This is a genomic window from Sphingomonas sp. HDW15A, assembly GCF_011301715.1.
In the GTDB taxonomy this organism is placed as follows: Bacteria; Pseudomonadota; Alphaproteobacteria; order Sphingomonadales; family Sphingomonadaceae; genus Sphingomicrobium.
The window spans coordinates 241005-252131 of the sequence record NZ_CP049870.1; the positions used below are offsets into that span (position 1 = coordinate 241005).

General features: G+C 62.3%; 14 protein-coding genes and 1 tRNA gene. 5 read left to right on the plus strand and 10 right to left on the minus strand.

Annotated elements, in window-relative coordinates; translation table 11 throughout:
* Positions 1-72 precede the first annotated feature (72 nt).
* Both G7076_RS01305 and G7076_RS01310 read right to left on the minus strand, forming a co-directional pair.
* Entirely contained in the window at positions 73-1275 is a 1203-nt protein-coding gene (locus G7076_RS01305; RefSeq protein ID WP_166199736.1) for an aminotransferase class I/II-fold pyridoxal phosphate-dependent enzyme, read from the minus strand.
* Positions 1272-1520, minus strand: coding sequence for an acyl carrier protein (locus G7076_RS01310; protein WP_166199738.1), 249 nt, complete (start codon positions 1518-1520; stop codon positions 1272-1274). The genes G7076_RS01305 and G7076_RS01310 overlap by 4 nt, the downstream gene beginning before the upstream one ends.
* Positions 1521-1592: 72 nt before the next feature.
* Here G7076_RS01310 and G7076_RS01315 point away from each other — a divergent pair, with 72 nt between their 5' ends.
* Positions 1593-2114: a Pycsar system effector family protein gene (locus G7076_RS01315; RefSeq protein ID WP_166199740.1), complete on the plus strand. Its 522-nt coding sequence runs from the start codon at positions 1593-1595 to the stop codon at positions 2112-2114.
* Between the two features lie 10 nt (positions 2115-2124).
* Complete coding sequence (locus G7076_RS01320) at positions 2125-2724, plus strand: Pycsar system effector family protein (RefSeq protein ID WP_166199742.1); 600 nt, start codon at positions 2125-2127, stop codon at positions 2722-2724.
* Here G7076_RS01320 and G7076_RS01325 read toward each other — a convergent pair.
* On the minus strand, positions 2721-3614 hold the full coding sequence (locus G7076_RS01325; protein ID WP_166203248.1) for an NAD-dependent epimerase/dehydratase family protein: 894 nt from the start codon (positions 3612-3614) through the stop codon (positions 2721-2723). The two genes, G7076_RS01320 and G7076_RS01325, sit on opposite strands and share 4 nt — an antisense overlap.
* Before the next feature lie 8 nt (positions 3615-3622).
* Positions 3623-4666, minus strand: a complete 1044-nt coding sequence (gene obgE, locus G7076_RS01330; protein WP_166199744.1) for a GTPase ObgE — start codon at positions 4664-4666, stop codon at positions 3623-3625.
* Between the two features lie 102 nt (positions 4667-4768).
* Between obgE and G7076_RS01335 the strand changes: the two genes are divergently transcribed.
* Positions 4769-6418: a serine hydrolase gene (locus G7076_RS01335; RefSeq protein ID WP_166199746.1), complete on the plus strand. Its 1650-nt coding sequence runs from the start codon at positions 4769-4771 to the stop codon at positions 6416-6418.
* On the opposite strand, the gene G7076_RS01340 is transcribed toward G7076_RS01335, so the two are convergent.
* On the minus strand, positions 6415-6990 hold the full coding sequence (locus tag G7076_RS01340) for a TetR family transcriptional regulator (RefSeq protein ID WP_166199748.1): 576 nt from the start codon (positions 6988-6990) through the stop codon (positions 6415-6417). The genes G7076_RS01335 and G7076_RS01340 overlap by 4 nt on opposite strands.
* A 43-nt stretch (positions 6991-7033) precedes the next feature.
* Between G7076_RS01340 and G7076_RS01345 the strand changes: the two genes are divergently transcribed.
* Entirely contained in the window at positions 7034-7930 is an 897-nt protein-coding gene (locus tag G7076_RS01345; protein ID WP_166199750.1) for a metal-dependent hydrolase, read from the plus strand.
* Here the strand turns inward: G7076_RS01345 and G7076_RS01350 are convergent.
* The 4 genes from G7076_RS01350 to hspQ all read right to left on the minus strand — a co-directional run bounded on the left by G7076_RS01350 (position 7927) and on the right by hspQ (position 9892).
* The gene (locus G7076_RS01350) at positions 7927-8472 is read right to left on the minus strand and encodes a GNAT family N-acetyltransferase (protein WP_166199752.1); all 546 of its coding nucleotides are present in this window, start codon (positions 8470-8472) and stop codon (positions 7927-7929) included. The two genes, G7076_RS01345 and G7076_RS01350, sit on opposite strands and share 4 nt — an antisense overlap.
* Before the next feature lie 168 nt (positions 8473-8640).
* Positions 8641-8913 (minus strand): 50S ribosomal protein L27, encoded by a 273-nt coding sequence (rpmA, locus tag G7076_RS01355; protein WP_166199754.1) that lies wholly within the window; start codon positions 8911-8913, stop codon positions 8641-8643.
* 10 nt (positions 8914-8923) lie between these two features.
* Positions 8924-9415 (minus strand): 50S ribosomal protein L21, encoded by a 492-nt coding sequence (rplU, locus tag G7076_RS01360; RefSeq protein ID WP_166199756.1) that lies wholly within the window; start codon positions 9413-9415, stop codon positions 8924-8926.
* 102 nt (positions 9416-9517) lie between these two features.
* Positions 9518-9892 (minus strand): heat shock protein HspQ, encoded by a 375-nt coding sequence (hspQ, locus tag G7076_RS01365; RefSeq protein ID WP_166199758.1) that lies wholly within the window; start codon positions 9890-9892, stop codon positions 9518-9520.
* Between the two features lie 101 nt (positions 9893-9993).
* Between hspQ and G7076_RS01370 the strand changes: the two genes are divergently transcribed.
* Positions 9994-10083: transfer RNA gene (locus tag G7076_RS01370), tRNA-Ser, on the plus strand.
* A 36-nt stretch (positions 10084-10119) separates the two neighbouring features.
* On the opposite strand, the gene G7076_RS01375 is transcribed toward G7076_RS01370, so the two are convergent.
* A complete protein-coding gene (locus tag G7076_RS01375; protein ID WP_166199760.1) occupies positions 10120-10998 on the minus strand; it encodes a retropepsin-like aspartic protease in 879 nt (292 codons plus the stop codon).
* Positions 10999-11127: the final 129 nt, after the last annotated feature.

Genomic DNA, 11127 nt, shown 5'->3' on the forward strand with positions numbered 1-11127 from the left:
GGCTTCGTCGCCGCTGTCGTTCATCGGGTCACTCTAGCCCCGACCAAGGCGGCGCGAAAGAGTCGGTAATGCTCAGGATATGCAGCCGGTCGCGCGTCCGGCGCGTTCGAACATGCCGAGAATCTCGCCGACCTGTTCGGTTGAATGTTCGGCACAGAGCGAGCAGCGCAACAGCGTCATTCCGGAGGGCGTGGCTGGCGGGCGGGCGAGGTTCACGTAAAGTCCCTCATGAAGCAGGGCTTCCCACATGGCCGCGCCCCGCTCGAGATCCGGCATGATGACGGCGATGATGGCGGATTGCGGCTCCTCGGTCCCAAGCTTGAAGCCGAGCTGGCGAAGCCCGCCGTGAAGCCGCTTGCTATTTTCCCACAGATGGTCGCGCTTGTCCTTGGCGCCCATCAGCTTGCGGATCGATGTCGCTGCGGTTGCCACGACGCTCGGTGGCAGCGAGGCGGTGAAGACATAGGGGCGGCAGACCAGCCGCATGATCTCGAACTTGGGGTGGTTGGATACGCAGAAACCACCGACAGTGCCGACCGACTTTGAAAAGGTGCCGATCACGAAGTCGACCTGGTCAAGAACGCCCTGGGCCTCGGCGACGCCGCGGCCATGTTCGCCGATGAAACCCATCGAGTGGGCTTCGTCGACCAGCACCATGGCGCCATATTTTTTCGCAATTGGGACCATCTTGTCGAGCGGCGCGATGTCGCCGAGCATCGAATAAACGCCTTCCAGGACAACCAGCTTGCCGGCGTCCTCAGGGATTCGCGCCAGCCGCTTTTCCATCGCGTCGAGGTCGTTATGGCGAAACGGGACGACCTGGGCGTTGCCCATCGCGCAGCCGTCGTAGATCGACGCATGGCTGTCGATGTCGAGGACGATGTAGTCCTCCTTGCCCGCGATGGTCGAAATGATCCCGAGATTGGCCTGGTAGCCGGTGGAGAACACCATGGCATGATCCATGGCGTAGAAATCCTTGAGCGCTTCCTCGCAAGCCTTGTGCCCGGCATAAGTGCCGTTGAGGACCCGGCTTCCGGTCGTTCCCGACCCATACTCGTCGAGTGCCTGCTTGCCAGCAGCTATGACTTCGGGATCGAACGTCATGCCCATGTAATTGTAGGTGCCGAGCAGGATCGTGCGCTTGCCGTTGCAGATCGCGACGGTCGGCGAGACGACCTCTTCCATAACGAGTCCGAAGGGGTCGGTAAGTCCCGTTGCGAGCAGCTGCTCGCGGGTTTCAATTAGTGGGTCGAATTTCGAGAAGAGGTCGCTCACTTGCCCTCGCTGAGTTCGCCGACCGCATCGATGAGCTGGCCGACCGTCTCGATCTCGGCCTGCTGGTTCATGGTGATGAGGATGTCGAACTCGTCTTCGATGTTGGCAACGAAATCCAGGACGGTGAGGCTGTCCCACTCCAGGTCCTGTGCGAAGCGCGTGGCCTCAGTGACGGCGATGCCCTTTTTGTTATATGGTTCAATAAGCGCAATGATTTTGCGCGCGTTGTCGTCACGGTCGGTCATGAGCGGGTGTCCTAGAGATGGACTGGCCGTTTCGCAATCGATTGGGGCGGTAAAGAGGCGAGGGGGAAAGCCATGGAGACGCTGGAAAAGCGGAAGTTTGGGGGCGATGCGATCCAAGCGATCCGCACCGCGAGCCAGGCGCATTACCATCTTTCGGCGATGGCTGACCGCAAGGCCAGCCTGCTGCTCGGCGCGTCGTTCGTCGTGCTCACGATCAGCGTCAGCCAAGCGACGCAGCGCGGCGGTGAGCTGCCACCGGCGATGCTTCTGCTGGGGATTACGGCTTTCCTGTCCGCACTCATCGCGGCAATCGCCGTGATGCCGGCAATCCACAGCGGCCCGGCCCAGCATGGGGAGCGCAATCTGATGTTCTTCGGCGGTTTCGCCGACATGAGCGAGAGGGAATATGTCGACGAGATGCTCGACAGGCTGGCCGACCAACCCCGCTTCCTCGAGATGGTCGCCCGCGACGTCTACCAGAATGGGCAGGTGCTCGCGCACAAGAAATATCGCTTGCTTCGCATTGCCTATTCGATCTTCATCGTCGGCCTGATCGCGAGCGTACTCGCGTTCGCGGTCAGCGGTATCCAGTGAGGTCGCCAGGATGAGTGAAGGCAAGTCCGCTATCGAGCCGTCAAAGGTTCCGCTAACGCCTGACGAGCGCCGTTTGCTTGGAATTGGCCATCCGGATTACGAATTCCCCAAGGAGGTCCACAACCTCCTGATGGCGGCCAACCAAACGAACATGACCCTGTCGGAAATGGCCGACTCCAAGGCTTCGATCCTGCTCGGTGCAAGTTTCGTTGTCTTCTCGCTCTCCATCGGCAGCATTGCCGAGGGCAAGATCAATTTCCCGATGCTGGTGCTGACGCTCTTCTCATTCATTGCGACGATCTTCGGAGTCCTCACCGTCAGGCCCAACCGGATGGTCAAGGCCAGGGTCCCGATACCGGGTAAGAAGGTCAATATCCTGTTCTTCGGAAGCTATATCGACTGCCCGCGCGAGGAATATGTCGACGAAGTGATGCGGGTATTGTCTTCCGAAGAAGAAACCTATCGCCGGCTGGCGCGAGATCTGTGGGACCATGGCCACGTCCTTCGCGACAACAAATATCGATGGCTCTACTGGAGCTTCACATTCTTCCTGTACGGAATGGTCGTCACCGCCGTTGCGCTGATTGTCCAGCTCGTCTTCCTGAACTAAAGCCAGCCTATCGCTTCATACCAGCGGGCCGTGTCGCGGATGCCAACCCGCGTGGCGATCCGCGGCGACCAGACCGATTTCGGGGCGGCCAGCTCGGGGCTGACAACCCAGTCGGGGTGACAGAAATAGCTCGCGCGATCGGGCGTCAGCTTGGCATTTCTGCCGCGAACGAGTCGATCGAGGCGGGCGGCAGCCCTGACAACCGCCGACGGGGCGGAAAAGATTTTAGCGTTCGTTCCAAAGGCTGAAGCGAGCAGCGACGCGAACTGGCGGTGCGTATAGCCGCCGGGATGGGCATCGTCTGGCTCGATTAGCATCTGTGCCGGAGCCGCCGGATCGGCGAGCGCGACCAGCAGTCGGGCGAGGTCATCGACGTGGATCAGAGAGAGCTTCCCCTCAGGCGGCATTAGCATCAGGCCGCGCTTTGCCATGCGGAAAAGCTCAAGGGTTTCGCGGTCGCCGGGCCCATAGACGGCAGGGGGCCTGACGATCACCCAATCCAGGCCGGATGCACGGACCAGATGCTCCGACCGTGCCTTGCTGGCGCCGTACTGCGAGAGTCTGGGCTCGCGAGCAGCGAGTGACGACACATGCACGAAGCGACGGACGGCGTTTCTTTTCGCTGCTTCGACGACATTGGCGGTGCCGCCGACATTGCCTGCCTCGAATCCGGCCATGTCGGGCGCATTGATCACCCCTGCAACGTGGACGATGGCGTCGGCACCGGCGCAGAGTCGGTCAAGACTCCCGGAATCCTCAAGCGAGCCGGAGATCCACGTCACGTCTTCGCGGCAAGCCTGCTCGCGACGAGTGAGCGCGTGCGCGGAGTGGCCCGATGCCACAACCTGATCGATCAGGCGCGTACCGACGAAGCCGGTTGCTCCGGTAATTGCCAGCTTTAGAGCGGCGACCAGGGCTTGGCCTCCTCGGCCTCGGCAGGCTTGTCTTCGACCGGGCCCTCGACGTGCTCGAGCAGGGCATCGAGCAACGGTTCCAGACCGATTCCGCCGGCGGCGCTGATCGGGTAGACCGGCATGCCGCTGGCCTCGCGCAGTTCGGCGGACAGGGCCTCGACCAGTTCCGCATCGATCGTGTCCATCTTATTGAGCGCAAGGACGACGGGCTTGTCCTCGAGACCCGCGCCATATGCTTCCAGCTCGCCGCGAACGACATTGTAGCTGGTGGCCACGTCCACATCGTTCGCATCGACAAGGTGCAGCAGCACCCGGCAGCGCTCGATATGACCGAGGAAGCGATCGCCGATCCCCGCACCTTCCGCCGCGCCCTCGATCAGGCCTGGAATGTCGGCGACGACGAATTCGCGTCCCTTGTGGCTGACGACACCGAGCTGTGGTCGCGTGGTGGTGAAAGCGTAGGCGCCGACCTTGGCGTTGGTGTTTGTGACGGCATTGATGAAAGTGGACTTTCCTGCGTTCGGAAGGCCCACCAGACCGACGTCGGCAAGCAATTTCAGGCGCAGCCAGACGTACATTTCCTCTCCTGGCCAACCGACCTGGTGCTGGCGCGGCGCGCGATTGGTCGAAGTCTTGTAACTCGCGTTGCCGCGGCCGCCATCGCCGCCCTTCAGGAAGGTCAGGCGCTGTCCGACCTTCGTTAGATCGGCAAGCAAGGTGCGCTCCTCGTCATCGGCGAGAATTTGCGTCCCAACCGGTACCTTGACGACCAGGTCTTCGCCCCCCGCGCCGGTCATGTTGCGGCCGGCGCCGCCCTTGCCGCGCGGGGCGCGGAAATGCTGGGTGTAACGAAAGTCGATCAGCGTGTTGAGGCCAGGCACCGCCTCGAAGACGATATCGCCGCCCTTGCCGCCGTTACCGCCATCCGGCCCGCCAAACTCGACAAACTTCTCGCGCCGGAAGCTGACCGCCCCCGGGCCCCCGGCGCCGGAGCGGATGAAAATCTTGGCCTGGTCGAGAAAATGCATCGGCTGCCTTTAGGCGAGCCTTTCGGGGATGGGAACCTGGGCTTGACGGCGGTGTGTTATATAAATAACACGGCGCGCAAGGGCAAGAATGGGGTTAGACTGATGCGTTCGAAACTATCATGGGCCGCTTCCGCGGCGCTCGTGCTGGCAGGCCCGGCGGCCGCACTTCCGGCCGATTTCAAGGCGAAGGCGGATGCCTTGCTGGCTGAATCTTTCCCTGCGGACGGTCCTGGCGCGATTGTGCTCGTGACGGAGAAAGGACGGGCTGCCTACGCGTCGGGCCGGGGCCTGGCCGACGTCGAAGCGGGCAAGCCACTGGACCCGGCGATGCCGATGAGGCTGGGCTCAATCACCAAGCAGTTCACGGCAGCCATGGTGCTGAAGCTCGCCGAAGAGGGCAGACTCTCGCTCGACGATCCACTTTCCAAATTCCTTCCGGATTATCCGCAACCGGGCGCTGCGGCGACCGTTCGGCAATTGCTCAACCACACCAGCGGCATTCGCAGCTACACCGGCATTCCCGGGGTGATGATCTCTCGCGCGGACAAGAAGCACAGCACGTCTGACATGATTGCGCTATTCAGGCACGCTCCGCCGGAGTTCGCCGCAGGCAAGGACTGGGCGTACAATAATTCGGGATACGTGCTGCTGGGCGCGATCATCGAACAGGTCACCCGCAAGCCCTGGTACGCCGCGCTCAATGAGGAGATCATTCGCCCGCTCGGTCTCAGATCGATCCGTTACGGCGGATTGGAGAATGGCGAGAAGGGAATCGCCAAACCGTACACCCGACAGGGCGACAAGGTCGTGCCCGCACTCCCGATCGACATGAGCTTTCCACATGCGGCGGGAGCATTGGTCGGCACGACCGCCGACCTTTCTGCCTGGGCGCGAGCACTCCACCAGGGCAAGGTGATCGGCAAGGCAAGCTATTCGCAGATGATCGCACCGACGAAGATCGGTGATCGCACTGTCCCCTATGGGTACGGGCTCGCTCCAGGGAAGGTGCGCGGCCGCAACCTCGTCGGCCATGATGGCGGCATTTACGGCTTCCAGACCGATGGGATCTACCTCCCAGCCGAAGATATCTATGTCGCGGTATTCGCCAATTCCGACCAGTCGGCTTCGGATCCGGAAATCGTCAGCCGAAAGCTGGCGGCTCTGGCGGTTGGCGATCCCTTTGAAGAACTGAAGGAAGCGCCACTCAACGCACAGGCGGTCGAACCGTTTCTCGGCGTTTACCGAACTGCGGATGCCGAGCGGACCTTCTTTCTGAAGAACGGCAAGCTGTTCACCAAGCGGAAGGGCAATTCGGCGCTGCCGGTGCTTCCGGCGGTGGGGAACCGCTTTTTCTACCCTGACAGCCTTACCTGGTTCGCGATCGAGCGGGGCGCGGATGGAATGCCGGTCATGCAGTTCCACACCGATGGCGAGCGAGCGGCGGTGCCGGCAGTCTATGCTGGTCCCGTTCCGCCGGAACCGGCAGCGGTCGCGCTACCCCGAGCCGATCTTGAGCGGTTGGCCGGGAATTATCAGGGACCGCTGCCGATCGTCGTCGGAATCGACGAGAAGGGCCAGCTGACGCTCAAGTTCGGGCCTCAACCAATCACGCACCTGATCGCCGAGAGCCCCACCATGTTCCGGGTCGAGGAAGTCGACGCCAAGGTCGAGTTCAAGCTGGACGGCGGAAAGGCCAGCGAGCTGCTGATCCACCAGGGCGGACGCGCGCTTCCAGCCAAGCGGAAGGACTAATCCGCGCCGACCAGCGCGCGAACCTGCGCAACCGCAATGTCGCGGACGGCGGCCGGGTCATCACCGGTGGCCGCGGCGATCTCGGGCCCGACAAGGCTGTCGCCGATGGCCAGCAGGACGAGGCCAAGGATTACCTGGTCCATCGCCCGCATGTCGCCCTCGGCGCGGAAGTCGGCGAGAATCGCCGCAACCGTGTCCGTGACGGGGGTCAGTGCCTCGCGCTGGCGGGTGAGCGCGATCCAGCCGATCAATTCGCCGACCTGCTCGGCCCGGAAGGCGTCGAACATGGCGTCGACGACGTCGCGCACCTGCGCTTCGCCGCGGCGCCGCTTGCCGATCGCGTCCCCGATCGATTGAGCGACCGTCGCCGCGATGCTTTCGGCCAGGGCGCGGTGAAGCCCGGCAGCCGAACCGAAATGGTGAAGGAGATTCGCATGGGTCCGGCCCACCCGGCCGGCGACGGCCTTGAGTGTCACCGCTGCCGCGCCTTCGTCGCGAAGCAACTGGCGGGCAGCCGCGATTGCGGCAGTCCGGCTCTCTTCCTGGCTCAACCGTTTACGAACTATTGACATTTATGTCAGCTAATCTCACGTTGCTGCCTCAACGTGGAGGAACATGGTGTCTGCCGCAAGCGTAGCGAATTCAGGCCGCAGCCCGGCCGACTTGACGATTACCCCACGCGACTTTCGATTCGGCCGCGACGAGAACACTGCGCGCTGGTGGCATGGCGGCAATCCGTACGCGAGCGCCCTTTATAATGCGCTCTCCGCGACATTCCCGAAGGGCGAGGCTTTTTTCATCGAGAGCGTCCGCCGATACATGACCCATGTTCCTGCCCGCCTCGGCGAGGAGATCAAGGCGTTCACCACCCAGGAAGTCATTCACAGCCGGGAACATGCCGCCTTCAATAAGCGGGCGATCGATGCAGGCTATGACCTCACCAAGCTTGATGCTCGAATCGACAAGCGGCTCGCGCTGATCAGGTCGAAGCCGCCGATCGCAGCTTTGGCGGCGACGATGGTGCTTGAGCATTTCACGGCCATCCTTGCTCACGAGTTGCTCGCCAACCCGAAACACCTAACGGGCGCCGACAAGGCGAGCGGCGACCTGTGGCGGTGGCATGCCGCCGAGGAGATCGAGCACAAAGGCGTCGCCTACGATACGTGGTTGGCGGCGACGAAGGACTGGCCGCGCTTCAAGCGCTGGTCCGTCAAGGCGAAGGTCATGTTGCTGGTCACCAGCCACTTCTTCCCGGATCGCTTGAGAGGTGCCGCCGAGCTATTGAGGCAGGACGGGATCACCGGCTTTCGCGCTTGGGCGGGGCTCATACGCTACGGCTTCTTTTCGCCGGGGATGTTCCGCAAGATTCTTGGGGCCTGGGCAAGCTTCTTCCTTCCCGGATTTCACCCCTGGAACCACGACGACCGCCATCTCATCGCCGGTTTCGACCTCGGCGGCGATTACGGTCAGACTCCGGCCAGGAAGGTGAGACGCGCCCGCGCGGCGGCCTAGGCCGCCAGCGCGCCTTCACCTTCTGCATCGGCGACGAGCCACTGCCGCATCAACACGGCTTCTGCCTCGTGACCTCGCGCGCAACTGAATTGCGGACCGCGGAGGCCTGTTGCCATGAAGCCGAGCTTTTCAAGCACCCGTCCGGACGCCGGATTGTCTACGAAATAAGAGGCGTCGAGCCGCTCGATTCCAATCGTTCGCGCGATCTCGATGAGCTGCCGGCCCGCCTCGGTCGCGTAGCCGCGGCCCCAATGGTCGCGCGCAATCCAGTACCCAAGGGCGATTGCGCCAGACGCCTTTCGAATCAGGCCGCAGGAGCCGACCAGTACGGGATCGCCGTCGGTTCGCGCGAACAGCAGGAAATTCGGGAGAATGGGGTCTTTCGGCGCTGCAAGAAACGCTTCCGCCTCCGCAAGCCCATAAGGCCACGGAGCGTTCGCCAGATTGCGGACGATCATCTCGTCGGCAATGGCTCTTGCCAATGCGGGCGCATCTTCGGCCCAGCCCGGACGAAGCAACAAACGTTCGGTACGTGCGAACACCGGCCTTCTCCTTTCCTCACGCAGCGCGCCGCTAACGGCTTTGCGTGACAGTTTCGGGAGAAGAAAAAAGGGAGAAGAGGGGGCTGCCCTCTTCTCCCTTTTTGGATTCCGGTTGTCCGGTTGTCCTGGGCTGCCCCTCCTCGGGAGCGGCCCTTTATCGACCGGTCCCTATTTTGCTGCTTGTGCCGCCATCATCTCAATGTGGACGTACTTGCGGCCAAGCTTGCCGTCGCGAAACGCGACGCGGCCATCACAAAGAGCAAAAAGCGTATGGTCCTTGCCCAGGCCGACGTTGTCGCCCGGGTACCACTTCGTGCCGCGCTGGCGCACGATGATGTTTCCGGCAGTGACGCTCTCGCCGCCGAACTTCTTCACGCCAAGGCGCTTCGATTCTGAATCGCGGCCGTTACGCGACGAGCCGCCAGCTTTCTTATGTGCCATCTTCTAGCTCTTACTTCTTTTTCGGGGTGGCCTTGGGAGCCGCCTTCTTGTCCGCAGCCTTAGCAGGTGCAGCATCCTTTGTCGACGCCTTGGGGGCGGCTTCCTTCTTGGCGGCGGGCTTTGCAGCCTTCTCCACCTTCGCGGGCGCAGCCTCGGCCTTCTTCTCTGCGGCCGGCTTAGCCTCCGCCTTCTTGGCGGCGCTCTTGCCGCCGATCGACACGATTTCGAGAATCGTGTGCTGCTGGCGATGGCCCTTCTTGCGGCGATAATTGTGGCGGCGGCGCTTCTTGAACACCGTCACCTTTTCACCCTTGGCCTGGGCCACGATCTTCGCCGCGACGGTAAGGCCGCCGGTCGACTTGAGGTCACCGCCGTCGCCGGCGAGCAGCACGTCGGTGAGGTCGATGTTGTCGCCAGCCTCGCCGGCCAGCTTCTCGACGACGATCTTGTCTCCCGGGGCAACGCGATATTGCTTGCCGCCCGTGCGCACGATTGCGAACATTGGCCTCTTCTCTTCGATATGAAACTAGCCGCCCGGACATAAGCCCGCGCGGAAAGCGTGCCGCCTAAGCGGCGGGCGCGGCGAAGTCAACCGCCTGGGGGCCTAATGGCGGTGGTGGGGCTTGAGCTTGTAGCGGCCCTTGGAAAAGCCTTCGAACAGGCCGTCGATTGCCGGGTGATCGACTTCGCCATTCTCTTCGTCCGCCACCAGGTTCTGCTGGCTGACGTAGGCGATGTAACTCGAATCCGAATTCTCGGCGAGCAGGTGGTAGAACGGCTGGTCCTTCGATGGCCGGATCTCCTCGGGGATCGCCTCGTACCAGTCGTCGGTATTGGCGAATTCCGGATCGACGTCGAAGATCACGCCGCGAAAATCGAGCAGACGATGGCGGACCACGTCGCCGATGCCGAATCGGGCGGCGGGGTAATCGTGATTCTCGTTGTGACGCTCAATAATCATGCCTTCCAATATGGCCATCGCGGCGGGCTAGGCAAGGCCGGATGCCGCTGCTAGAGGCGCGCGGGCAACGACCCCGGACAAGCGCCGGGCGAGCGATTCCGTCTCAAACGGACCTCTGCGGAGAGGTGGCTGAGTGGTCGAAAGCACCGCACTCGAAATGCGGCGTGCCGGCAACGGTACCGTGGGTTCGAATCCCACCCTCTCCGCCACTGTTCTCAACGGCAAGAAGCCACAGGAATAAGGGATCAACTCCGGCCGGCCTGATGGAACAGGCGCATGCCCGGATAGTCGACAATCAGGCGTCCATTAGCGAAAGCGTCGATTCCCAACAGCACCACCGGCTCATCGGGCTTGAAGCCCGACGCCTGAAAGACGGGAAGATCGGCGATCCGGACCTTCATCGAGGTCCGTGTAACGCTGCCCAAAGTCAGCTCCGGGACCGTTGTAGAGCGAACGTCCGCTGCCGAACCCGTCGCTCCGCCGACCGGCGCGCCGTCTTTCAAAACATCCTTCTTATCGAGACCGAGGAGTCTTGCCGCCGCCCAGTTCATGATCGTGCCCTTCGCGCCGGTGTCGAGGATTGCGCGCAATTCCTTGCCGTTGAGAGTTACTGGAACGACTGGAGCCCGCCCTTGCGAAAAAGTGAAAGGTATGGGGCTTGGAAATTGTCCGGTGACTGCAGGATCAAGAGTCGCCGACAGGCTCCACTTTCCGTTGGCCAGGTCCAGATCGACGACGTGCCCGGCCAGAACGTCAGCGCCCAGGATCCCGTCGACGCCTAGCTTGTCGACCGGGCTGGGAGGAAGCGCTGCGACGACGAGATTGGAATGTTGCTTGCCATCGACCGACAGGGACGAAACACGCAGCGTCGTGATGCCAACCTGGCCCGCGGCACCAGCCAATTGCGCAACATTGCCCTTCCCGAAGATTGCGGGCCGCTTCCGCACGAGATCGGGAGTGACTGCGGACGCGCTTGCTGCGGTATCGATGACGAACCGGAAGCCGTTTTGATCGTTGAGCGAAACTTCGGTCACCGGATGGCCCGAGTCCAGCAACTCGAGTGGCGCTGAAAGTGCCGGACACGCGGTTGCCATCGCTAGCGATCCAAGGATTATTCGAATCACGATTTTCCCCTGATTTCCTTTTGCGCCCGGACCGATGAAGTACGTTAGGGCGGAAGTCTCGCGAGCTTCGATCAATTTCTTCAAGCGTTCGCCCACCGGATAAACCGGCATTTCGGATCGACGAGTGTA